The sequence below is a fragment of the Streptomyces sp. NBC_00443 genome, from assembly GCF_036014175.1.
Classification (GTDB): Bacteria; Actinomycetota; Actinomycetes; order Streptomycetales; family Streptomycetaceae; genus Streptomyces.
Window position 1 is genome coordinate 1050158 of record NZ_CP107917.1, and the last position, 23376, is coordinate 1073533.

Annotated in this window: 21 protein-coding genes; 7 read left to right on the forward strand and 14 right to left on the reverse strand. The window is 71.1% G+C overall.

Annotated elements, in window-relative coordinates:
• Positions 1–89: 89 nt before the first annotated feature.
• Positions 90–3368 (reverse strand): bifunctional lysylphosphatidylglycerol synthetase/lysine--tRNA ligase LysX, encoded by a 3279-nt coding sequence (gene lysX / locus OHO27_RS04745; RefSeq protein WP_328420578.1) that lies wholly within the window; start codon positions 3366–3368, stop codon positions 90–92.
• An 88-nt stretch (positions 3369–3456) separates the two neighbouring features.
• Here lysX and OHO27_RS04750 point away from each other — a divergent pair, with 88 nt between their 5' ends.
• Positions 3457–3918 carry a universal stress protein gene (locus OHO27_RS04750; protein WP_328420580.1) on the forward strand — a complete coding sequence of 154 codons (462 nt, stop codon included), beginning with the start codon at positions 3457–3459 and terminating at the stop codon, positions 3916–3918.
• 63 nt (positions 3919–3981) lie between these two features.
• Here the strand turns inward: OHO27_RS04750 and OHO27_RS04755 are convergent, their stop codons facing one another.
• Positions 3982–4797: an alpha/beta fold hydrolase gene (locus tag OHO27_RS04755; RefSeq protein WP_328420581.1), complete on the reverse strand. Its 816-nt coding sequence runs from the start codon at positions 4795–4797 to the stop codon at positions 3982–3984.
• Between the two features lie 57 nt (positions 4798–4854).
• On the opposite strand from OHO27_RS04755, the gene OHO27_RS04760 reads away from it, so the two are divergent.
• Positions 4855–5328: a MarR family winged helix-turn-helix transcriptional regulator gene (locus tag OHO27_RS04760; protein ID WP_328420583.1), complete on the forward strand. Its 474-nt coding sequence runs from the start codon at positions 4855–4857 to the stop codon at positions 5326–5328.
• Between the two features lie 40 nt (positions 5329–5368).
• On the opposite strand, the gene OHO27_RS04765 is transcribed toward OHO27_RS04760, so the two are convergent.
• Positions 5369–6517: a CapA family protein gene (locus tag OHO27_RS04765; RefSeq protein ID WP_328420585.1), complete on the reverse strand. Its 1149-nt coding sequence runs from the start codon at positions 6515–6517 to the stop codon at positions 5369–5371.
• 212 nt (positions 6518–6729) lie between these two features.
• Between OHO27_RS04765 and OHO27_RS04770 the strand changes: the two genes are divergently transcribed.
• The 3 genes from OHO27_RS04770 to OHO27_RS04780 all read left to right on the forward strand — a co-directional run bounded on the left by OHO27_RS04770 (position 6730) and on the right by OHO27_RS04780 (position 8742).
• Positions 6730–7275, forward strand: coding sequence for a sigma-70 family RNA polymerase sigma factor (locus tag OHO27_RS04770; RefSeq protein WP_328420587.1), 546 nt, complete (start codon positions 6730–6732; stop codon positions 7273–7275).
• Positions 7276–7421: 146 nt separating this feature from the next.
• Positions 7422–7937 (forward strand): hypothetical protein, encoded by a 516-nt coding sequence (locus tag OHO27_RS04775; protein WP_328420589.1) that lies wholly within the window; start codon positions 7422–7424, stop codon positions 7935–7937.
• Between the two features lie 151 nt (positions 7938–8088).
• A complete protein-coding gene (locus tag OHO27_RS04780; protein ID WP_328420591.1) occupies positions 8089–8742 on the forward strand; it encodes a zf-HC2 domain-containing protein in 654 nt (217 codons plus the stop codon).
• 26 nt (positions 8743–8768) lie between these two features.
• Here OHO27_RS04780 and OHO27_RS04785 read toward each other — a convergent pair whose 3' ends face one another.
• The 3 genes from OHO27_RS04785 to OHO27_RS04795 all read right to left on the reverse strand — a co-directional run bounded on the left by OHO27_RS04785 (position 8769) and on the right by OHO27_RS04795 (position 13120).
• Positions 8769–9632: an Fpg/Nei family DNA glycosylase gene (locus OHO27_RS04785; RefSeq protein WP_328420593.1), complete on the reverse strand. Its 864-nt coding sequence runs from the start codon at positions 9630–9632 to the stop codon at positions 8769–8771.
• A 31-nt stretch (positions 9633–9663) separates the two neighbouring features.
• Positions 9664–11739 (reverse strand): SpoIIE family protein phosphatase, encoded by a 2076-nt coding sequence (locus tag OHO27_RS04790; RefSeq protein ID WP_328420595.1) that lies wholly within the window; start codon positions 11737–11739, stop codon positions 9664–9666.
• A gap of 88 nt (positions 11740–11827) precedes the next feature.
• Positions 11828–13120, reverse strand: a complete 1293-nt coding sequence (locus OHO27_RS04795; RefSeq protein WP_328420598.1) for a DUF6777 domain-containing protein — start codon at positions 13118–13120, stop codon at positions 11828–11830.
• A gap of 148 nt (positions 13121–13268) precedes the next feature.
• Between OHO27_RS04795 and OHO27_RS04800 the strand changes: the two genes are divergently transcribed.
• Positions 13269–14690, forward strand: a complete 1422-nt coding sequence (locus OHO27_RS04800) for a lipase maturation factor family protein (RefSeq protein ID WP_328420600.1) — start codon at positions 13269–13271, stop codon at positions 14688–14690.
• Here OHO27_RS04800 and OHO27_RS04805 read toward each other — a convergent pair.
• From OHO27_RS04805 to OHO27_RS04840, 8 genes are read right to left on the reverse strand one after another with little or no spacing between them, the layout of a single operon-like run.
• Positions 14678–15511, reverse strand: a complete 834-nt coding sequence (locus OHO27_RS04805; RefSeq protein WP_328420602.1) for an amidohydrolase family protein — start codon at positions 15509–15511, stop codon at positions 14678–14680. The two genes, OHO27_RS04800 and OHO27_RS04805, sit on opposite strands and share 13 nt — an antisense overlap.
• On the reverse strand, positions 15508–15822 hold the full coding sequence (locus tag OHO27_RS04810) for an L-rhamnose mutarotase (RefSeq protein WP_328420604.1): 315 nt from the start codon (positions 15820–15822) through the stop codon (positions 15508–15510). The genes OHO27_RS04805 and OHO27_RS04810 overlap by 4 nt, the downstream gene beginning before the upstream one ends.
• On the reverse strand, positions 15819–16766 hold the full coding sequence (locus OHO27_RS04815) for an aldo/keto reductase (RefSeq protein WP_328420606.1): 948 nt from the start codon (positions 16764–16766) through the stop codon (positions 15819–15821). The genes OHO27_RS04810 and OHO27_RS04815 overlap by 4 nt, the downstream gene beginning before the upstream one ends.
• Positions 16763–17518, reverse strand: a complete 756-nt coding sequence (locus OHO27_RS04820; RefSeq protein ID WP_328420608.1) for an SDR family NAD(P)-dependent oxidoreductase — start codon at positions 17516–17518, stop codon at positions 16763–16765. Before OHO27_RS04820 ends, OHO27_RS04815 begins: the two co-directional genes overlap by 4 nt.
• Positions 17515–18867, reverse strand: coding sequence for an L-fuconate dehydratase (locus OHO27_RS04825; protein WP_328420610.1), 1353 nt, complete (start codon positions 18865–18867; stop codon positions 17515–17517). Before OHO27_RS04825 ends, OHO27_RS04820 begins: the two co-directional genes overlap by 4 nt.
• Before the next feature lie 37 nt (positions 18868–18904).
• Complete coding sequence (locus OHO27_RS04830) at positions 18905–19930, reverse strand: ABC transporter permease (protein WP_328420612.1); 1026 nt, start codon at positions 19928–19930, stop codon at positions 18905–18907.
• On the reverse strand, positions 19923–21437 hold the full coding sequence (locus OHO27_RS04835; RefSeq protein WP_328420614.1) for a sugar ABC transporter ATP-binding protein: 1515 nt from the start codon (positions 21435–21437) through the stop codon (positions 19923–19925). The genes OHO27_RS04830 and OHO27_RS04835 overlap by 8 nt, the downstream gene beginning before the upstream one ends.
• Positions 21434–22507, reverse strand: coding sequence for a sugar ABC transporter substrate-binding protein (locus tag OHO27_RS04840; protein WP_328420616.1), 1074 nt, complete (start codon positions 22505–22507; stop codon positions 21434–21436). The genes OHO27_RS04835 and OHO27_RS04840 overlap by 4 nt, the downstream gene beginning before the upstream one ends.
• Before the next feature lie 162 nt (positions 22508–22669).
• Here OHO27_RS04840 and OHO27_RS04845 point away from each other — a divergent pair, with 162 nt between their 5' ends.
• The gene (locus tag OHO27_RS04845; protein ID WP_328420618.1) at positions 22670–23371 is read left to right on the forward strand and encodes a FadR/GntR family transcriptional regulator; all 702 of its coding nucleotides are present in this window, start codon (positions 22670–22672) and stop codon (positions 23369–23371) included.
• Positions 23372–23376: the final 5 nt, after the last annotated feature.

Sequence of the window (23376 nt, forward strand, 5' to 3'; positions counted from 1 at the left end):
CCCGACGGGGGACCGACGCACCAGTGCGACACCGGAACGGCGGTACGAAAACACCCGCCCGGCGCAGCCCTCGGGCCTGCGAGGCGCCGTCAGCGGCGGCGGACCAGGGGGAACGGCAGGGTCTCACGGATCGTCAGGCCGGTGAGGAACATGACCAGTCGGTCCACGCCGATGCCGAGGCCTCCGGTGGGCGGCATGGCGTACTCGAGGGCGTCGAGGAACTCCTCGTCGAGCTCCATCGCCTCGGGGTCTCCCCCGGCGGCGAGCAGGGACTGGGCGGTGAGGCGGCGGCGCTGCTCGACGGGGTCGGTGAGTTCGGAGTAGGCGGTGCCGAGTTCGGTGCCGAAGGCGACGAGGTCCCAGCGCTCAGCGAGACGCGGGTCGGTGCGGTGCTGGCGGGTGAGCGGGGAGACGTCGGTCGGGAAGTCCTTGTAGAAGGTCGGCAGCTGGGTCTTCTCCTCGACGAGCCGCTCGTACATCTCCAGGACGACGTCGCCATGGCCGTCGTCGGCGGTGTACGGCACGCCCACGCTGTCGCAGTACCGGTGCAGCCGGAGCAGTTCCGTGTCGGGGTCGATCTCCTCCCCCAGTGCCTCTGAGATCGCGCCGTACACCGTCTTGACCGGCCACTGCCCCGAGATGTCGTACTCCGTGCCATCCTTGCGGGCGACCGGCGAGCCGAAGGCTGCGGTGGCGGCGCCCTGGATCAGCTCGCGGACGAGGTCGAGCATCACGTCGTAGTCGGCATAGGCCTGGTAGGCCTCCAGGATCGTGAACTCGGGGTTGTGCTTGTAGTCGACGCCCTCGTTGCGGAAGGTGCGGCCCATCTCGAAGACCTTCTCCACACCGCCGACGCACAGCCGCTTGAGATAGAGCTCGGGGGCGATGCGCAGATAGAGGTCGAGGTCGTAGGCGTTGATGTGGGTGGTGAAGGGGCGGGCGTTGGCGCCGCCGTGGATCTGCTGCAGTACCGGCGTCTCGACCTCCAGGAAGCCGCGCTGCAGCAGGCCCTGGCGCACCGCCTGGATGGCGGTGGAGCGGGCCCGGACCACGTCGCGGGCGGCGGGGCTGGAGACCAGGTCGAGGTAGCGCATGCGGACCTTGGCCTCGGGGTCGGCGAGGCCGCGGCGTTTGTCGGGGAGCGGGCGCAGGCACTTGCCGATGAGCTGCCAGGAGGTGACGAAGACGGTCGGTTCGCCCCTGTCGCTGACGCCGGCCAGGCCCGTGACGCTGATGAGGTCGCCGATGTCGGTGTCGGCGGTGAAGCGGTCGAGGGCGGCGCCGGAGTCCTTGCGGGTGAGGGCGAGCTGGTGGTCGCCGGACCAGTCGCGCAGCACGACGAAGACGATGCCGCCGAAGTTGCGTACGAGCATGATCCGGCCGGCGACGGTGACCTGCTCGCCCTTGTGGACCTGGGCCAGGTCGTGGGTGCGGACCGGGATACCGACCGGGTAGGGGTCGACGCCGTCGGCGCGCAGCCGGTCGAGGGTGTGGTGCCGGATGCGGACCTGCTCGGGCAGGCCCGCATCCGGCCCGGCCGCCCCGGCCTCGTCCCCTCCGTCGAGGCCGAGCGCCGCCAGCGAGGGCAGTCCTTCGGTGGTCGCGGGCCGCGGTCCGCCTCGCGGGTGCCCCTTTCTGCGGAGTTGGTGCAGCGACGGTACGGAGACGAAGCCCTCGGCGATGGCGGACGCCGTGCCGATGCGGGCGAGGGAGGCGGCCTCGCCGTAGCAGATGAAGCGCGGGAACCACTGCGGTTGGTACTTGGCGTTGGAGCGGTACAGGGCCTCCAGCTGCCACCACTTCGAGAAGAACAGCAGCAGTCGGCGCCACAGCCGCAGCACGGGTCCCGCGCCGATGCGGGCGCCCTCCTCGAAGACGGAGCGGAACACGGCGAAGTTCAGCGAGATCCTGCGGATGCCCGTCTTCGGCGCCGCCGCGCACAGGTCGGCGACCATGAACTCCATGACGCCGTTGGGGGCACCGCGGTCCCGGCGCATCAGGTCGAGCGAAATGCCGTCCCTGCCCCAGGGCACGAAGGACAGCAGCGCGAGCAGCTCGCCGTCCTCGCCGAGGGCCTCCACGAAGAGACAGTCGCCGTCGGCCGGGTCGCCGAGGCGGTCCAGGGCCATGGAGAAGCCGCGTTCGGTCTCGGTGTCGCGCCAGGCGTCGGCCTTGGCGATCAGCTCCTCCATCTCCGCCTCGGTGAGGGTGGAGTGGCGGCGGATGCGGCAGTGGGCGCCGGTGCGGCGGACCCGGTGGACGGCCTGGCGGGTGACCCGCATGTCACGGCCGTCGAGGTCGAAGTCCGACACTTGGAGGATCGCCTCGTCGCCGAGTTGGAGGGCGCCGAGCCCGGCGCGCGCGTAGGCCTTGGCGCCGTCCTCGGAGGCGCCCATCGCGGCGGGCGCCCAGGCGTGCCGGCGGGCCACGTCCAGCCATACGGCGATGGCGCGCGGCCATGCTTCCCGGTCGCCGACCGGGTCTCCGCTGGCGAGGCACACGCCGGCCTCGACGCGATAGGTGACGGCGGCCTTGCCGCTGGGCGAGAAGACGACGGCCTTGTCGCGCCGGGTGGCGAAGTAGCCGAGGGAGTCCTGGCCGCCGTAGGCCTTGAGGAGGGCGCGGATGCGGGCCTCCTCGTCGTCGTGCAGGGCTGCCTCCATGCGCTGCGAGCGGAACAGGGTCGCGGCGGCGTTCAGCAGGGCCAGGGCGCCGAACAGGCCGAGCACGAAGAACAGCGGGCGGGGCGGGCGTCCGTCGTAGGAGGCGCCGGAGACGAGGCCGCCGCAGACCCGGTCGGCGGCCCACGCCAGCCGCTGGCTCTGCGGCAGGGTGCCGGGGAACAGCTCGACCAGCCCCCAGCCGATGAGGATCCCGACGGCCAGCCCGGCGACCAGGACGCCGAAGGCCCGGCGTACGGCGGCGCGGCGGGAGGCGGCGTAGAACTCCTTGCGGGCGACGATCAGCAGGCCCAGGGCGAGGGCGCAGACGATCAGGGACGGGACGGAGTCGGCGTAGTCGCCGAAGATCGTGCCGAGCAGGTCGCTCAGGACCAGCAGCCCGAGATAGACGACCACCAGCCACCAGGCGATCTTCTTGCGGGCCCCCGTCGCGGCGGCGAGCAGGAAGAGGAAGACGGCGTAGGCAAGGTTGGCGCTGACGGGGACGATGATCTGGTCGAGGCCGCGCACGACCGGGCGCAGCGCGGTGCGCAGCGGCGGGATGACGGCCAGTAGGGCGCAGAGCAGTCCCAGGGCGCCGAAGAAGATCGCGAATCCCTCGGGCACCCTGCGCAGGAAGCCGTTCCGGGGCGACCGTATCGGGCCCGTGGCACCCTTCTCGCGGGTGACCTCCACGGTGGCACTCATGCTCCGACTCTAGGAAGCCCGCGGCCTCCTCGCCCGTCGAGCGGCCTGCCCGACGACGGGACCAGGGGCTTCCGATAGCCTCCGTGCCGTGACGGAACAGCACTCGCACCAGTTCGAGCGGGGCACTGACGGGCCCAAGGTCATCATGGTCGGCGTGGACGGCTCCGACTCCTCGCTCCGCGCGGCGGCGTACGCCGGTGGCCTGGCCCGACGGCAGCACGCGCTGCTCGCCGTCGTGTACGTGCAGCCGGTGATGTCGGCCGGCGCGGCCCTCGGGGCGCCGGTGGCGGAGACCACCGATGAGATCGCCGAGGAGCTGATCGCCCAGATCAGGGACGCGACCGAGCGGGTGAAGGGGATATTCGACGTCCGCTGGGAGTTCCACACCTTCCCCGGCGACCCCTACAACGGCCTGGTGAAGGCGGCGGACGACCTGAAGGCGGACGCCGTGGTGGTCGGCGCGTCGGAACAGGCCGGGCACCGGATCGTCGGTTCCGTCGCGGTGCGGTTGGTCAAGGCGGGGCGGTGGCCGGTGACGGTGGTGCCGTAGCGCCGGAAGGGCGGCGAGTGCCAAGGCCTCGCCGCCGGGTGACGGTGCCTCAGCGGGTGTGCGTCAGAGGGTGTGCAGGAACTCGGACAGGATCCGGTTGAAGATCTCCGGCTTCTCCAGGTTCGGGTAGTGGCCGACGCCTTCGATGACCTCGGCGCGGCCGTCACGGGCGGTGGCGGCGAGCCGCTCGGCCGCGGCGAGCATGTCGGCGGGTTCCAGGCCGCCGTTGAGGGTGAGCAGCGGGACGGCGATCTCCGGCGCCCGGGCGAAGGTGTCGGTCACGGGCACGAACCAGTCCTTCTCGCCGGGTGTGTGCTTCGAGAGCGTGCTGCCGCCCATCTCCCGTAGCAGGCGCAGGATGTCCTGGTCGACGTCGGCCAGGCTCCGGTGCTCACCGGGTACGACCTTCACGAAGGCGTCGAGCCAGCCTTCGACGTCCCCGGCGGCCAGCTTGCCCGCCATCTCGGCCTGGAGCGCGCGGGTCCAGTCGTCCGTGTACTGGAACTCCCCGGTCGCGGCGCCGCAGGTGACCACGGCACGGATGAGTTCCGGGTGCTCCAGCACCGTGTTCGTGGCGACCAGCCCGCCCATCGAGACGCCGACGAGGACGGCGGGCCCGGCGTCGAGGTGGCGCAGCAGGGCGGCCACGTCGTCGGCCCAGCGGAAGGGCATGGACGCGTTGGCGGAGGCTCCGTGGCCGCGTATGTCCAGGGCGATCACCCGGTACTCGGCGGCGAGGGCCGGGATCTGGGGGTGCCAGACCCGGTGGTCGACGTAACCGGAGTGGAGGAGGACCACCAGGTCCCCCGAACCGGTGTCGAGGTAGGCGAGGTCGCCGTCGGCGGACGTGAAGGTGCTCAGTTCCGAAGCAACTGTCATGACAACCAAGGTGTCATCTTTTGGAGGCTTTGACAACCGAGGTGTCATGATGGACGTGTGACTCACGCCGACGCACCCCTCCCGCCCGACGAACTCGGCCGCCGCCTCACCGAGGTCTTCGACCTGGTGGGCCCCCTCTACCGGTTCGCCGCACGCAAGGTCGAACAGGGCGAACCGGTGGAGGGGGTGTCCGCCGGGGTACGCGCGGTCCTCAACCTGCTCAGACAGCACGGGCCGATGACGGTCCCGCAGATGGGCCGGGCCCAGGCACTGAGCCGGCAGTTCGTGCAGCGCATGGTCAACGACGCGGCGGCCCGCGGCTGGGTGGAACCCATCGCGAACCCCGCGCACCAGCGGTCGTCGCTGATCCGGCTGACCGAGCAGGGCAGGGCCGTCATCACCGCGGTCCTCGCCCGGGAGCACACCCTCAACCGGCAGGTGGGCGGCAGTCTGACCGACGCCGAGGTGCAGGCGTGCGTGCGGGTGCTGACGGAGATGGTGCGGACCTTCGACCACGTCGACGTCGACTGACCCCACCCACCGTCTCCGTACCCACTTACCCCGCACCCACCTACTCCGCCATCACCAGCCCGTCCTTCCCGGCCCCCCGGCTCAGCACGACGTCCCGGATCCGGTCCCGCACCCCGCGCACGTCGGCGCCCTTGGCGAGCGCCCGGTTGAGGTCGACCACACGGCCGGCGTCGATGTCGAACAGCTGGGGGACGAACTCGGCCTTCGCCACCTGCCAGCGAGCGCCCTTGCGGGCCGGCGGTTCGAAGGTGAAGCGGCCGAGGGTGGACTGGTTGCCGCGCGGGTCCTGCACGCCCCGGTCGTTGTACATCGCCCCGGCGATCTGGTTGCCCATGCCGTAGACCACCCAGGTGCCGTTGACCTTCTCATAGGCCTGCGGCACATGGGCGTGGGTGCCGAGGATCAGATCGATGTCGGGGCGGCCGCCGGTGCGGGCGGCCGTGAGCTCGCGGGACAGCGTCACCTGCTCGCCGTCGGGCGCGTCCTGCCATTCGGTGCCCCAGTGCAGCGATACGACGACCACGTCGGCGCCCGCCGTCCGGGCGGCGCGGGCGTCCGTGAGGATCTTGGTCTGGTCGGTCATGTTGACCGCCCAGGGCTGACCCGACGGAAGCGGGAAACCGTTGACGCCGTAGGTGTACGCGAGGTGAGCGACCTTGGCCCGCCCCGCGCGCAGCACGGTCACGGTGCGCGCCTCGGCCTCGGTGCGCGCCGTTCCCGCGTGCCGCACCTTCGCCCGGTCGAGGGCGTTCAGGGTGCGCAGGATGCCCGCGGCGCCGTCGTCGAGGCTGTGTTCGGAGGCGGTGGAGCACCCGTCGTAGCCGGTGGCGGCGAGACCCCGTGCCACCTCCGGCGGGGACTTGAACCGGGGGTAGCCGGTGTACTCGCCGTTCTCGCCGTAGACGGTCTCCATATGACACAGCGCCACATCGGCGCGGGAGACCACGGGTTCGACGCCGGCGAGCATCGGGCGGAAGTCGTATCCGGAGCCGCCCGAGTCGAACCGGGCGCGTTCGATGATCGCGCTGTGCGGGAGGACGTCGCCGGAGGCCACGAGCGTGAAGCCGCGGGGCTCCTTGGCGGTGGGGCCCGGATTCCCCGGGGCCTCCCGGTTGTGGGCCTGGCAGGCGGCGCCTGCGGCGAGAACGGCGGTCGCAGCGAGGGCCACAACTCGACTGCGTGCGATCATCGGCTCACCCCTTGTGGTCGTATATACGCATCAATAGGTACGAAGCCCTACCCGCCCGCAAACAATCCGGCCACTTTCGTTAGGCCGTCCGGCGCGCGCCCCATAGGCGGAAGGAACCGTTCGTCGAACCGTTCGCCGACGCGATCGACCGTCCGCCGCAGATCCGTGTGCGTGCTCTGTCCCACAACGGGCGCCTGCGATGCCATACGGCCATGACGGCCGGAATCACCCTCACGAACGGGACGACCGCCGAGCACGAGCTCGCAGCGCTGCAGCGCGAGCACGGCCGGCCCCTCTTCGCACTCCTGCTCCGGCTCTGTGACGGCGACCGGCAGCGTGCCGAGGACCTCGTCCAGGAGACGCTGGTGCGCGCCTGGCAGCATCCCGAGGCCCTGCGCGCCGACGACTTCGACTCCGTGCGGCCGTGGCTGATGACGGTCGGGCGGCGGCTCGCGATCGATGCGCGGCGGGCCCGGCAGGCCCGGCCGCCCGAGGTCAGCGACGCGATCCTGGAGAACGCACGGGTCATCTCCGATCACGCCGAGCGGGCCGCGGAGATGCTCGATGTGCGCGAAGCTGTGAAGACACTCACTCCGGAGCACCGTGAAGTCCTGGTGCTGGTGTACTTCCAAGGGGCGAGTGTTGCGGAAGCCGCTCAGACCCTCGGAATTCCGCCCGGTACGGTGAAGTCCCGCGCGTACTATGCGCTACGCGCCCTGCGCCGGGTGCTTCCGGGATACGCGGCCGACCTGCGGTGAAACCAATGGCTGAGTCAAACCTCCGTAAAGCGCCTTGCTGAACACCCCGGTTGAGTAATCGGCTGTCCTCATCCGTGTTCCGGATTGGGCAAGGGCCCAGGACCCCGGGGTAGGGCGACGCACTCACCGGAGGAAGGCAGGAAGGGATGCTGCACAGAGGTCAAGAGAGCACGGACGGCACCGGTGGCGGTGAACTGACCGTCCCGATGGCGTGGTTGTACGCCGAGTACATCGCCGACGAGCTGCTGCGGACCGGCGATCTCATGCCGCCGACGTCCTTCGAGTTCCGCGCCGGGCGCGATGCCCTGGCGCTGACCATCTTCCTGTCCGACACCGACGGCGAGCTCTCCGGCATCCGGGTCGTCACCCAGCTGGAGACCTGGCTGTCACTCACGGCGTACGACCAGCCGTGGCAGGACTGGGTGCGCGAGCGCATGGCGGGCCTGGCCGCCGAGGCGGTCGAGTCCGGCGGGCCCGCGCCCGACCTGGAACTGGCCGTGGCGGCCTGGCGCTGGCTGCAGGAGACCGAGCTGCTCGCGCCCGATCTGAACGCGGTGCCGGGCGGCGGAGCGCTGGTCGGTGAGGACGACGGGCCGAAGGTGTGGACGCCGGCGTGGCAGCTCGGGCTGCCGCTCGGGCACCTCGCCATCCATCTTTTTTAAGTTGTTCTCTTCTCGGACCAATCCTCGGCCCCGGCCGCTACGAATCCTTTGGTTGCGATTCGGTAGCGGCCTTGAGTGATTCGACTGCCTGGTGCGTACCTGTGGGCGCAAGGAGTAACCCACCCCGCACCCAACGGCACGAGGATTCGGCATGAGGTCCCTGGAGAGGCATCGCGACGTCGCCGCGTACGCGCTCGGCGTGCTGAACGAGGCGGAGGCTTTCCGCTTCGAGGACCACCTCATGGAGTGCCCCCGCTGTGCGGCACACGTGACCGAGTTCGGGCCCATCACCCGCCAGTTGATGCTGTACCGGCGGGCGACGCCCCGGTTTGTGAACCCGATGGCCAAGCCGGGCCCGCAGATGCTGAACCGGCTGCTCGACACGGTGGCAGCCCGCCACCGCGCCCGGCGCCGGCGCACGATGTACGTCGTGGCGGCCTCGGTGGTGATCGCCCTGGCCGGACCCGGGGTCGCGATGATGGCGAGCGGCGACAGCAGTTCCGTACAGGTGGTCGAGGCGACCGACGCCCGCTCGGGTGTGTGGGCGCAGGTCACCACCGAGAACGAGGGCTACGGCAGCCAGGTGGAGCTGAAGGTGAAGGACGGCGCGGGGTCGCGCCCCTGTCATCTGGTCGCCGTCGGCCGGGACGGCGCGGAGGAGACCGTCACCAGCTGGCACGGCGGCGACCACGACGCACCCGAGAACACCATGACGGGTGCCTCGGCGATGCACATGGACGAGATCGCCCGCTACGAGGTGAGAACGGCGGACGGGGAGCACCTGGTGACGCTCGAGCCCCGCTGAGCCGTTGGTCCGCCGTCCGGTTCCGGCTACTTCAGCAGGCGCGACAGTCTGCGGTCCGCCAGCGGTTTCCCGCCCGTCTGGCAGGTCGGGCAGTACTGGAGCGAGGAGTCGCTGAAGGAGACCTCGCGGATGGTGTCGCCGCACACCGGGCAGGGCTCGCCGGTGCGGCCGTGGACACGCAGGCCGCTCTTCTTCTCGGCCTTCAGCCGGCCGGCCGCCACCCCGCGCGAACGCTCGACCGCCTCGGTGAGGGTCGTCCGCAGGGCCTCGTACAGCGTGGCCGTCTCCTCGGGTGTCAGGGACGCCGCCAGCTTGAACGGGGACATTTTCGCCGCGTGCAGGATCTCGTCGCTGTAGGCGTTGCCCACCCCGGCGATCAGGCTCTGGTCGCGCAGGGCGCCCTTGAGTTGGCGGCGCTCGTCCTTGAGCAGGGCCGCGAAGCGCGTCTCGTCGAAGTCGTCGGCGAGCGGGTCCGGGCCGAGGCGGGCGATGCCCGGGACCTCCTGCGGATCGCCCACCACGTACACCGCGAGGCGCTTTTGGGTCCCGGCCTCCGTGAGGTCGAAGCCCGCGCCGGTCTCCAGGGCCACGCGCAGCGCGAGCGGCCCCTTGCCGGGGCGAGGCATCCCGCTCGGCAGCTCGTCCTTCCAGTGCAGCCAGCCCGCGCGGGCCAAGTGGGTCACCAGGTGGGGGCCGTCGGCCGTGACGAGGTCGAGGAACTTGCCGTGGCGGTGCACCGCGGTGACCTCGTGGCCCTCGATGGCGGTGACCGGCGGGTGGTAAGTCTTCAGGACGCTGATCGCGACGGGCAGCACCCTCACGACCTCGTGGCCGACCAGGTTCTCGGTCAGGAAGTCCTTGAGCGCTTCGACCTCGGGGAGTTCCGGCATACGTCCAGAGTGCCACCCGGCACCGACAGCCTCAGCCCCGCTCCGGCACCACGAACTCGCACCACACCGCTTTGCCGCCGCCGCGCGCCTCCACGCCCCACACGTCCGTGAGCAGGTCGACGAGGAGCAGGCCCCGGCCGGAGACGCCCGACTCCCCCGCCTCACGGCGGCGCGGCAGGGCACTGGAGGAGTCCTCGACCTCGACCCGCAGCCGGCGGTCGGAGCCGGCCAGGACCCGCAGGGTCACGACCGCCGCGCCCTCGGTGTGCATCAGGGCGTTGGTGATCAGCTCGTCGGCGACCAGCTCGATCTCGTCGGCCCGGTCCGCGGCGCCCCAGGCGCGCACGGCGGCGCGGATCATGTGCCGGGCGCCGGTGAGTGCCTCGGGGTCACCGGGGGCGACATGCTGCTGGAGGCGACCGCCGGCCTGCGGGGCGTCCAGGACGCGGCGGCGCAGCAGGAGCAGGGCCACGTCGTCGTCGCCGCCGCGTTCCTCGGCGACGTCGATGAGGAGGTCCGCGAGATCCCGTACGTCGTTCGGACCGGTGGCGATGAGCGCGGTCAGGGTCTGCATGCCGTCGTCGAGGTCGGCGCCTGGCTGTTCGACCAGGCCGTCGGTGCACAGCAGGAGGGTGTGGTCGGAGTCCAGCTCGATGGTCCCGACCGGGTATTCGAGCCGCCCGAACTCCGCCGACAGGCCGAGCGGCAGCCCGCCCTCCACCGCGACGCGACGGCAGGTACCGCCGGGCTCCCGGAGCAGGGGGTCGATATGGCCGGCCCGGACCACCTGCACGACGCCGGTGGACAGGTCGGCCTCCGCGTACAGGCAGGTCGCGAAGCGGTCGGTGTCCAGCTCGTGCAGGAACACGGAGGCGCGGGCCATCACGGTGGCCGGGGTGTGCCCCTCGGCGGCGTAGGCGCGCAGGACGATGCGCAACTGCCCCATGACGGCGGCGGCGTGTGTGTCGTGGCCCTGGACGTCGCCGATGACCGCGCCGACCCGGCCGCCCGGCAGCGGGATCAGGTCGTACCAGTCGCCGCCGATGTCCCGGCCGAGCGAGCCGGAGCGGTAGCGGACGGCGACGTCGGCGCCGGGCACGCTGGGGATGGTGCGCGGCAGCATCGCCTGCTGGAGGCCGCTGGCGAGGTCCTTCTCCTGCTCGTAGAACATGGCCCGCTGCAGGCTCTGCGCGATGCTGCTGCCGAGGGCGACGAGCACGTTGCGGTCCTCGACGGAGAAGCCGCCGCGGTCGCTGTAGAGCAGGCCGATGGCCCCGATCGGGCGGGCCTGGGCGATCAGGGGCATGTAGGCGGCGGCCGTGATGTGCAGGTCGGTGATGTGCGGCCAGAGGATCGGATAGCGCTCCGCGAACTCCCCCGGCGACTCGATGAAGCGCGGGCTGAGGGTCCGTACGACCTCGCTCATCGGGTACTGCTCGTCGATCCGGGTGACCAGGGTCCCCGGCACGAAGCTGCCCGCGGGCCCCTCGGCGATCAGCCGGATCCGGCCGGCCTCGACCAGACCCATGACCAGGCTGGTGGCGCCCAGGTGCGTGATGCCGTGGGTGTCCTTGAGGACGTCGATGACGTCCTGGACGGTGCGGGCGTGGGCGAGTGCGGCCGTGGTGAGCTGGACGATGCTGGTCTGCTGACGGCGCGCCTCGTGTTCGGCCGCCTGCTCGCGCCGCTCCTCGCTCTCGGCGAGTTCGTCGGTGGCGTCCCGGACGATGCCGATGATGCGGCGGGGGCGGCCCGTCTCGTCGCGCCGGATGTAGCCCTGGGTGTGAGTCCAGCGCAGGGTGCCGTCGCGGCAGCGGATGCGAAAGTACGCGCCGTAGTTCTCGCTGCCGTCCTTCAGGGCCTTGGAGACCATGCCGTCCAGCCGGTAGGCCTCGTGCCGTGGCACCCGGATCGCCAGGGTCTCGGGGTTTCCGTCGTATTCGTCGGGGCGCAGCTCGAAGACCTCGTGGGCCTGGGCGTCCATGTGGAACACACCGGAGTCCAGGTCCCAGTCGAAGCTGCCCATGCGGTTGAGCGCCAGGATCGGATCCGGGTGGGCGGGCCAGTCGTCCGGGAGTGACAGAGCGCTCGCTCCCCGATCAACCATGGGGCCACCTTGCCAGGATTTGCCGGATTCTTCGACCGGGGCGACGGAACTGCACCGGCCCGATTCCATGATCACGCTCCCGCTCCGGTCAGCCGTCGAAGACGTCGGTCGGGCTGCCGAAGATGCTGCCCTTGGTCCGGTCGGAGGCGCCGGGGGTGGCGGGCGCGGCGGGGCCGTCGGGGATCATCCCGCCGCCGTCGGGTGTGTCGGGGGCGTCCGGGACGGCCTGGGGTCCGACCTCCTCCGGGGAGCCGGGGGAGGTATCCGGCTGCGTACGGGATTCGGGGGCACCGGGCCCATCGGGCGACGTGGACGACTTGGGCGACTCCGACGGCGCGGGCGGGTGACCGGGGTCGGCCTCCGAGGGCGATGCCGTGACAGTGCCCGTCGGGCAGTCGGCGGGGAGGGGGTCGGGCGTGTCCCGCGTGTCCGAGGGGGCCCTGGCCGGCCTGCCGTCGGTGGTCCCGGGCGCGGCGGCGGTGGGCGTCGGAGTCACGCAGTCGGCCGGCGAGTCGTGCGGGGATGTGTGCCCACCGGACGGCGGTTCGCTCCCGTCCTCGGGGAACCCGCTGACGTCACCGCGCGGGCCGCTGTCGTGCGGAGTCGGGGTCACCGGTTCGGGTGGCCGTACGGCATGGTCGCGGGCGTGGCCCCGATGACCGATCGGCCGTTCGATCCAGGTGTTGTCGACGACGTTGATGATCGTGATGTTGCTGATCATCCGGAGGGTCGGGGCCACCACGACCACCTGGCTCGGCCGGTACCCCGACCAGGCCCGGCCGCTGGTGTCCGGGTTGCCGCGCGGGTCGAGCGGCGCGGCGAGCGGATTGCCGCAGGCGCAGCGGACGCGGGGCACACCGTGGTTGTCGACGAGGACGGCGGTGCCCGCCTGCAGGACGGACTGGTAGCCGGTTCCCATGCCGTCGCGGAACCCGTGGTTGGTGACCCTGGTGTCGGCGCGCAGGACGACCGAGGTCAGCCCGCGCAGATAGGTGGCGATCGAGGCCTGGGGGATGCCCGCCGCCTGGGCGAAGACCCGGCCCCTGGCCCGGTCCGAGGTGAGCTGGTCGATCTGCCGCCGGACGTCGCAGCTGCCGGTGCCCTGGGTCCCGCCGTACAGGCCGGGTGTTTCGCCGGACAGTGGCTGGAGCCCGGTCCGCCCCGGGTGCGCGGGCCTGGGCGTCCGGGTGACCGGCGACGGGGTGACGGGCGATGTCGCCGTGGAGTCGGTGAAGGGGTCCGGCCCCGGGTCGGCGACAGGCTGGAGGAAGAGCTTCCCGCCCGCGTCCGTGCCCTTGTCGCTGCCGACACCGCAGCCGACGGCGACGAGCGCCGCCGAGAGCGCGCAGGCCGTGACGAGGGTTCGGGTGGGTGTCCGCACCACGTCCTCCCGCCGGTCATCGGAGATGATCAGGAATTTCGTCCCTTATTGTCTGCTTCACTCGCTCGGGTTACGCAAGCGGAGAGGTGGTATACGGAGAGTCACACGGGTCTCCCGGCGCGACAATGGAGAGAAGAGGGGCACGGCCGTGGACTGGTTCATCGCACCGGACTACTGGACGAGCCGGCTGGTCTTCCAGCGGGCTCTGGCCGGTGTGTATCTCGTCGCGTTCCTGACGGCGGCGCTGCAGTTCCGCGCTCTGATGGGCGAGCGCGGCATGCTGCCCGTGCCCCGCTTCGTCGAGCGGGTGCCCTTCAAGGCGGCCCCCAGCCTGTTCCAACTCCACTACTCGGACCGCTTCTTCGCCGCCTGCGCCTGGGCCGGTTGCGCGGTGTCGGTGGCGCTGCTGGCCGGAGTCGACTCCGTGGTGCCCCTGTGGGGCGCCATGCTGCTGTGGCTGATCCCGTGGGCGCTGTATCTGTCGATCGTGAACGTCGGCCAGACCTGGTACTCGTTCGGCTGGGAGTCCCTCCTGCTGGAGGTCGGCTTCCTCGCGGTCTTCCTGGGCAATGACGAGGTGGCGCCGCCGATCGTGGTGCTGTTCCTGCTGCGCTGGATCCTGTTCCGCGTCGAGTTCGGCGCGGGTCTGATCAAGATGCGCGGCGACGCCTGCTGGCGCAAGCTGACCTGCCTGGACCACCACCACGAGACCCAGCCGATGCCGGGCCCGCTGAGCTGGTTCTTCCACCATCTGCCCAAGCCCGTGCACCGGGTCGAGGTGGCCGCCAACCACGTCACCCAGCTCCTCGTGCCCGTCCTCCTCTTCACCCCGCAGCCGATCGCCACGGCGGCCGCAGCGCTGATGATCGTCACCCAGCTATGGCTGGTCCTGTCGGGCAACTTCTCCTGGCTGAACTGGATCACCATCGTGCTGGCCCTGTCGGCGGTGCGCTTCCCGGGCGATCCGCCGTCCGTGCCCGCCCCGCCGCTGTGGTACGTGATCGTGGTCCTCGCGGTCGCCGTGCTCCTCGTCGGCCTGAGCTACCACCCGGTCGCGAACATGATCTCCCGCCGCCAGATCATGAACCGCTCCTTCGACCCGCTCCACCTGGTCAACACCTACGGCGCGTTCGGCAGCGTCAGCAGGGTCCGGTACGAGGTGGTGATCGAGGGCACCGCCGACGACGTACCGCGAGAGGACTCGGACTGGCGGGAGTACGAGTTCAGGGGCAAGCCGGGCGATCCTAGGCGCTGGCCGCGGCAGTTCGCGCCGTACCATCTGCGGCTGGACTGGCTGATGTGGTTCGCCGCGCTGTCGCCCGCCTACGCCGGTTCGTGGTTCGGCACGCTGATGGAGCGACTGCTGGAGAACGACCGCGCCACACTGAAGCTGCTGCGCCGCTCGCCGTTCCCGCCGGACGCACCGCCCCGCTATGTCCGCGCCCGCCTCTTCCGCTACCGCTACACGACCTGGCGTGAGCTGCGGGAGACGGGCGCATGCTGGGAGCGGACGTACGTGCGGGAGTACCTGCCGCCGACGCGCCTGGCGGGAGTGGCTCAGAGGTCGTAGACGCGAGTGGCGGTGGTCTCGAAGATGTGCGTGCGATCGCCCTGGCCGGTCAACTCCTCTGCCGTGGCGAGTACTTGACCGTACGATGCGGCCAGCGTGCACACCGGCCAGTCCGAGCCGAACATCAGCCGCCGCGGGCCGAACGCCTCCAGCACCACCTCCGCGTACGGGCGCAGGTCGTCGACGGTCCAGGACGCGAGGTCGGCCTCGGTGACCATGCCGGAGAGCTTGCAGACGGTGTTCGGGAGTGCGGCGAGGGCACGGACGTCGGACGTCCAGGGCTCGCGGGCAGCGGACGCTATGGGTGGCTTGCCCAAGTGGTCGAGAACGAAGGTGAGTTCGGGCAGGGAGGCGGCTGCCTTGGTGCAGGCGGGCAGGTGGTGGGGAAGGACGACGAGGTCGTACACCAGCCCCGCCGCCGCCACGGCGGCCAGTCCTCGCCGTACGTCCGCGCGCAGCAGCCACTGGGGATCGGGCTCGCCCTGCACCTGGTGGCGGATGCCCTTCAGGTGGCGGCCGCCGGGCAGCTCCCGCAGCCGGGCCAGTTCCTCGGCGACGTCCGGGCGAGTGAGGTCGGTCCAGCCGACGACGCCCGCTACGAGGTCGTGCTCGGCGGCGAGGGCGAGGAACTCCGGGGTCTCCTCGGGCACGGTGACGGTCTGCACGAGGACGGTACGGTCGACCCCGGCCGCCCGCGCCTCGGAGGCGAGGTCGGCGACCGTGAAGTTCCGCCGGAGCGGCCGGAGTTCGGGACCCGCGATCCAGTCCTGGTCCCGCACCGAAAGGTCCCACACATGGTGGTGGGCGTCCACGACCGTCACGGCAGCTCCCACACCACGGGCAGGCCGGCGTCGGCGCCCTCGTCGGAGTAGTCGTGCACCACGTCGAGCAGCTGGGCCATGCGGGCCTGCCAGGCCACGTTGACCGGCAGTTTCTCCAGTTCGGCGAGCAGGCGGCCGTAGTCCTCGCACTCCAGGACGTGGAAGAGGTCGGTGCCGCTGCGCCAGATCGTCCAGGAGGTGGCGCCGGCGGCACGGATCGCGTCCGTGAGGCCGACCGGCACTTCCCGGTGGGCGGCGTCGTACTCGGCGACCCGGTCCGCGCGGACCTTGGTGTGCAGGGCGACTCTCATGAGGGCTCCTCGGTGACCAGGAGTCCGGTGTCCCGTAGTTCCTGCCAGAAGGCTGCGGGGACCGGTGTGGCGAACTGATCGGCGCAGTCGTGGACTTCATCGGCCGAGCGGGCGCCCACCAGGACGCTCGCCACCGCCGGATGTGCCATGCAGAAGGCCAGCGCGGCGGCGCGCAAGGTGATGCCGTGACGCCGCGCGACCTCCTTCATCCGCACGGCCTGGTCCAGCAACTGTGCCGGTGCCTCGGCGTAGTTGTACGTCGCGCCCGGCCTGGGATCCGCGAGAAGCCCCGAGTTGAAGGCACCGCCGACCACCACGGAGACGCCTCGCTCCACGGCTGCGGGCAGCAGTTCCGTGAGCGCGCTCTGGTCGAGCAGGGTGTAGCGGCCGGCGCACAGCACCACGTCGACGTCCGTGTCGCGGACGAAGCGGGTGAGCATCTCCGCCTGGTTCATGCCCGCGCCGATCGCGCCGACCACGCCCTCCGAGCGGAGCTTCTCCAGGGCCGGGTAGCCCTCCCGGAAGGCCTGCTCGCCGTGGTCGTCGGGGTCGTGGAGGTAGACGATGTCGACGCGGTCGAGGCCGAGCCGTTCCAGGCCGGCGTCCAGGGTGCGTCGTACGCCGTCCGCGGTGAAGTCCCAGACGCGGCGCTGCGTGGCGGGGACGGCGAAGCCGTTGGCCAGGTCGTCGCCGGTGCCGGCCCGGGGCTCCAGCCGGCGGCCCACCTTGGTGGAGACCGTGTACTCCTCGCGTGGGTGCTCTCGCAGGGCCGCGCCGAGGCGGCGTTCGGACAGTCCGAGGCCGTAGTGGGGTGCGGTGTCGTAGTAGCGGATGCCGCGCTGCCAGGCGGCGGACACCGCCTCGTGTGCCTGCTCGTCGGTGACCTCCGTATAGAGGTTGCCGATGACAGCGGCTCCGAAGCCGAGTCCCCGGGGGGTGCTCATTGCCCCACCGGCCGCAGGCGCAGGCCCTGCATGCCGCCATCGACGGCGAGGGCGGTACCGGTCGTGGCGCCGGAGAGCGGGCTCGCCAGGTAGGCGACGGCGCCCGCGACCTCGGCGGCCGAGACGAGGCGGCCGGTGGGCTGGCGGGCCTGGAGCGCGGCGCGTTCGGCGGCGGGGTCGGGGGCCGCGTCGAGCAGACGGGCGACCCAGGGCGTGTCCACCGTGCCGGGGTTGACGCAGTTGACGCGGATGCCCTCGCGGACGTGGTCGGCGGCCATGGCGAGGGTGAGCGAGTACACGGCGCCCTTGGTCGCGCTGTACAGGGCACGCTGCGGCAGCCCGGCCGTGGCGGCGATGGAGCAGGTGTTGACGATCGCCGCGTGCGAGGACTCCCGCAGATGAGGCAGAGCGGCGCGGGCCACCCGGACCATGCCGACGACGTTGACGTCGAGGACCCGGTGCCACTCGGCGTCGTCGTTGTCCTCGACGGTGCCCTGGGCGCCGATGCCGGCGTTGTTGACCACCACGTCCAGTCCGCCGAGGTCGGCCACGGCGGCCGCCACGGCCTCGCGCACGGACGCGTCGTCGGTGACGTCGGCACGGAAGGCGAGCAGCGGCTTCTCGACGGAGGACGGGTCCAGGTCCAGTACGGCGACCTGGGCGCCACGCGCGGCGAGGAGTTCGGCCGCGGCCCGGCCGATGCCGGAGGCGCCTCCCGTCACCAGCGCCTTGAGACCGTCGAAGTCGCTCATGCCGCGTGCCCCTTCTTCTGCGTCTGGAGGTCGGCGGCCCAGAAGGCGCCGTCCGGGAACGTGTAGCGCTCGATCGACTCGGGCCGCATGGCGGCGGAGAAGCCGGGCGCGCCGGGTGCCGTGTAGTGACCTTCTCTGATGACCACCGGATCCAGGAAGTGGTCGTGCAGATGGTCGACGTACTCGATGACTCGGTCCTCGGTGGTACCGGTGACGGCCACGTAGTCGTACATCGACAGGTGCTGGACGAGTTCGCACAGCCCGACGCCGCCCGCGTGCGGGCACACGGGCACGCCGAACTTCGCTGCCAGCAGCAGGATGGCGAGGTTCTCGTTGACTCCACCCACGCGGGCCGCGTCGATCTGGACGACGTCGAGGGCCCCGGCCTGGAGGAGCTGCTTGAAGACGACCCTGTTCTGCACGTGCTCGCCGGTGGCCACCTTCACCGGGGCGACGGCCTCGCGGACGGCCGCGTGGCCGAGGACGTCGTCGGGGCTGGTGGGCTCCTCGATCCAGTACGGGTCGAACTCCGCGAGGGCCTTGGTCCAGCGGATCGCCTCGGCCACGTCCCAGCGCTGGTTGGCGTCGATGGCCATGCGGATGTCCGGCCCGACGACCGAGCGGGCGACACGGCAGCGCCGTACGTCGTCCTCCAGGTCGGCGCCGACCTTCAGCTTGATCTGCCGGAAGCCCTCGGCGACGGCCTCGGCGGCGAGCCGGCTGAGCTTGTCGTCGTCATAGCCGAGCCAGCCGGCGGAGGTGGTGTAGGCGGGGTAGCCGCGCTCCAGCAGCCGGGCCGTGCGCTCCTCCGCTCCCTCCCGGCCGCGACGCAGGATGGCCAGCGCCTCCTCGGGGGTGAGCGCGTCGGAGAGGTACCGGAAGTCGATCTGGCCGACGATCCACTCCGGGTCGGCGTCGGCGAGCAGACGCCACAGGGGCGTGTCGGCACGCTTGGCGGCCAGGTCCCACACGGCGTTCATGACGGCGCCGATCGCCATGTGCATCACGCCCTTCTCGGGGCCGAGCCAGCGCAGCTGGCTGTCGCCGATCAGGTCGCGGTTGAGGGTCCCCGGGTCGGCGCACAGTTCGTCGACGGGCCGGCCCACGACGTGTCCGCGCAGCGCCTCGATCGCGGCGACCTGGACCTCGTTGCCCCGCCCGATGGTGAAGGTGAACCCGTGCCCCTCGTGCCCGTCCGTCCCGTCGGTGCGCAGCACGACGTAGGCGGCCGAGTAGTCCGGGTCCGGGTTCATCGCGTCGGAGCCGTCGAGCTCGCGCGAGGTGGGGAAGCGGATGTCGTAGGTGTCGAGCGCGGTCACGCGGACGGGGGGACCGGGGGTCGGGGACACAGAGGGCCTTTCGGTCGATGGTGGGGACGGCGCCGGGTCAGTCCTGCGCACGGCCCGTCGTCACCCGGGCGATCATGAGGGCGACCAGGATGATCCCGCCGTAGATGGCCTGGATCCAGAACGACGGGACCTGGGCGAGGGTGAGCAGGTTCTGGACGACACCCAGGAGGAGTACGCCGGTCAGGGCGCCGAACATGGTGCCCCGGCCGCCGTCCAGGCTGATGCCGCCGATCACCGCGGCCGCGAACACCGTGAAGATCATGTTGTTGCCCTGGTTGGCGCTGATCGCGCCGACGTACCCGGTCTGGATGATCCCGCCGACGGCCGCGAGCGTGCCGGCCACGACGAACACGCCGAGCATCACGCGCTCGACCCGGATGCCGGCCGCGCGGGCGGCGTCCGCGTTGCCGCCGATGGCGTACAGGGCGCGTCCGATGCGGTGGTACTTCAGCACGAACCCGGTGATCGCGAAGGCGGCCGCCGCGAGCCACACCGACATGGGGATGCCGATGAAGGTCGTGGTGGCGAGGGAGTAGAAGCTGTCGGGCATGCCGAACAGCGTCTTGCCCTTGGTCGCGCCGACCAGCAGACCGCGCAGGACGATCAGCATCGCGAGCGTCACGATGAACGCGTTGAGCTTGAACTTCACGACCAGGATGCCGTTGAAGGCACCGACGGCCGCGCCGACCACGAGGACCGCCAACAGGGCGAGGGCGGCGGGGAGTTCGGTTCCCCAGCCGGACTGCGCGGCGGGCAGCACGAGCAGCGCACCGACGGCGGGTGCGATGCCGACGACCGATTCGAGGGACAGGTCGAACTTGCCGGTGATGAGGACCAGCGACTCTGCCAGGACGACCATCGCCAGGGCGGCGGAGGCGCCGAGGATCGAGATCAGGTTGCGTTCGGTGAGGAACGAGTCATTGACGACCGCACCGAGCACCAGAAGCAGCAACAGGGCCGGGACCAGGGCGAGTTCGCGGGCGCGGCGGAGCAGGACCGTCCTGGCGGCACGGGCGTCCGGCACCTTGAGGGGCAGGGCCGGTGGGGCCTTGGTGTCAGCCATCGTTGTCCACTCCTTCGATGGAGGCGATCAGCTCGTGGTCGCGCCAGCCGGCCGGGTGCTCGGCGACGACACGGCCGTGGAACAGGACGAGCACGCGGTCGCAGCGGCGCAGGTCGTCGAGTTCGTCGGAGACGACGAGCACGGATGTGCCGTCCTCGCGGGCGCTGTCCATGCGGGCGAGCAGGGACTCCTTGGACTTCACGTCGACGCCCGCGGTGGGGTTGATCAGCACGAGCAGCCGGGGGTCGGAGGCGAGGGCGCGGGCCATGACGACCTTCTGCGCGTTGCCGCCGGACAGGTCGGAGACGGGCTGGTCGGGGCCCTCGGTGTGGATGTCGAGGCGGTCGATCAGGGCGTTGGCGAAGCCGCGCTTGCGTTCGGTGCCGATGAAGCCGAAGCGGCCGAGCCGGTCGAGGACGCTCATCGTGGCGTTGTCGCCGATGGTCATGCCGGCGACCAGGCCCTGGTCGTGCCGGTCGCGGGGCACACAGGCGACGCCCGCCTTGAGGGCGGCCTGCACATCGCCGAACGGCAGCCGTTCACCGTCCAGTTCGGCGGTGCCGCTGGTCGGGGTGTGGAGTCCCGCGAAGGACTCGGCGAGCTGGATCTTGCCGCTGCCGCTGATGCCGGCGAGTCCGACGACCTCGCCGCGGCGGACGGTGAGGTCGATGTTCCGGTACGCCGGTGAGGTGAGCCCGCGGGCTTCGAGCAGGACGGGGGCGTCGTGGTCGACGTCCCTGGGGTCCACGGCCTGTTCGGCGATGGTCTCCAGCGACTCCCCCGCCATGGCCTCCACCAGCGCCCGGCGCGGGAGTTCGACGACCGGCGCGGTGGTGATCCAGCGGGCGTCACGCAGGACCGTGACGGTCTGGCAGACCTCGTACACCTCCTGGAGGTGGTGCGAGATGAACAAGAAGGTGACACCGGAGTCCTGGAGCGCGCGCATCCGCGTGAACAGCCGCTCGATCTCGCGGTTGTCGAGCTGGGCGGTGGGCTCGTCGAGGACGATGAAGCGGGCGCCGAAGCTCAACGCCCGGGCGATCTCGACCATTTGACGGTCCTCGACCTTGAGGTCGGCGGTGCGGGCCTCGGGGTCGACGTGCACGTCCCAGGTGCCGAGGAGTTCGGCGGCCTCGGCGCGCAGGCTGCGCCAGCTGATGAAGCCGCGCCGGCGGGGCTGGCGGTTGATGAAGAGGTTCTCGGCGACCGTCAGCTCGGGGACGACGGTGGGCTTCTGGTAGACGCAGGCCACCTTGCGGCGCCAGGCGTCCCGGTCGGCCGGCGCGGGCGCGGGTTCGCCGTCGAAGCGGACCTCGCCCTCGTCGGCGGCCTGGAGGCCGGTGAGGATGTTGACCAGGGTCGACTTGCCGGCGCCGTTGCGGCCGACGAGGGCGTGGGACTCGCCGGGCAGGACGGTGAGCCGGCCGTCGGCGAGGGCGGTGGTGGGTCCATAGCGCTTGACGATGTCGCGCGCCTCGACGAGGGGTGTGGTCACGGGCGTACTCATTTGGCCGTGTTACCCCAGAGCTTGGGGTCGTCGACGTTGTCCTTGGTGACCAGCGGTGCGGGCAGCTGGTCCTCCAGGATGCCGCTGGGCAGCTTCACGATGGTCGAGTCGTGGTCCGTCGGACCCGGCTCGAACGTCTTCCCCTCCATCGCCGCCTTGATGTAGTACATGCCGTACTTGGCGTACAGGTCGGCGGGCTGCGAGACGGTCGCGTCGATCTCGCCCTTGCGGATGGCGTCGAACTCCTGCGGGATGCCGTCGTTGGAGACGATCGTGATGTGCCCGTCCTGTCCGGCCTTCTTCAGCATCCCCTTGGACTTGAGGGTCTGGAGGGTCGGCGCGAGGTAGACGCCGCCGGCCTGCATGTAGATGCCCTTGATGTCGGGGTTGGCGTTCAGGAGGGTGTCCAGCTTGGAGGCCGCGGTGTCCGACTCCCACTTGGCCGGTATCTCCAGGACCTTCAGCTTGGGGAAGTTCTTCTTCACGCAGGCGCGGAACGCCTCCGAGCGGTCACGGCCGTTGACCGAGGCGAGGTCACCCATGATCTGTACGACCTTGCCAGAGGGGATCTGCTCGCCCAGGTACTGGCAGGCCTTCTCGCCGTAGGCCACGTTGTCGGCGCGCACCACCATCGCGACCTTGCCCTTGTCGGGCGCCACGTCGACGGCGACCACCGGCACGCCCTTGCGCTCCGCCTGGTCGAGGCCCGCTTCGATGGCCGCGCTGTCCAGCGGGGCGACGACGAGGCCCTTCACACCCTGGTTGAGCTGGTTGTTGATGTCGGTGATCTGCTGGGAGGGGTCACTGTTGGAGTTGACCGTCTTGAGCGCCTCGACGCTCTCGGAGTCGGCCATCTTCGGCACATAGTCGTTGTACGACTGCCAGAACGGCGAGGTCAGCAGGGGCAGGATCACCCCGACCTTGCCGCTGCCGCCACCGCCTCCGGCGCTGGAGGATCCGGTGTCCTTGGTGCTGCCGCATCCGGCGAGCACGAGCGAGGCGCCGATGACCGCAGCCATCGCGCCGACGATCCGTGACCTGTTCTGCTTGCGCACTGCACTGCCGGGCATCTGACGGCTCCTCATTGAGCGTGTTCGAGCAGGTGCCGCATATTTATCAGACCACTTCCCCGCGCAACACCCTCCGGCCGCAGAAATTCACGGTATCCGGCCATAGTGGTCCGACCACCCTGGTGATTAGACTGCGGCGCATCCGGCGACAGGAGGAATGGCGTGGACGAGACAGCCCCGCAGAAGGGCACCGTGCCGCAGCGCGCCATCGAGCAGATCAAGGGGATGATCGCCGAGGGGAGGCTGGAGCCCGGCCAGCGCCTGCCGACGGAACGCGATCTGGCGGTCGGACTCGGCATCTCCCGCAGCTCGATGCGCGAGGCGATCCGCGCGCTGACCGTGCTGGGAGTGCTGGAGGCCCGGCACGGTTCGGGCATCTACGTCACCCAGCTGGAGGCCGGCGACCTGCTGGAGACGTTCGGCGTGGTCGCCGACCTCTCCCGGGGCCCGCGTCTGGTGGAGCTGCTGGAGGTGCGCCGCATCCTGGAGTCGACGGCGACGGCGCTGGCGGCGGCACGCATCACACCGGACCAGCTCGCCGAGGTCGAGAAGCACCTGACGGCGATGAACGCCACGGAGGACCCGGAGGAGATCCTCGCCCACGACCTGGCCTTCCATCGCGCGATCGCGGCCGCCGCCGGCAACGACACCATGGCCGCGATCCTGGAGGGCCTGTCCTCGCGCACCTTCCGCGCCCGCGTCTGGCGCGGCTACCAGGAGGAGGGCGCCTTCACCCGCACCCGCCGCGAACACGCCGCGATCCACCGCGCCTTGGTGGCCCACGATCCGGAGGCGGCCCGGGCCGCGGCGGCCGCGCATGTGGGCGAGGTGGAGCAGTGGCTGCGGACGCAGCTGGGCGGCTGACCGCC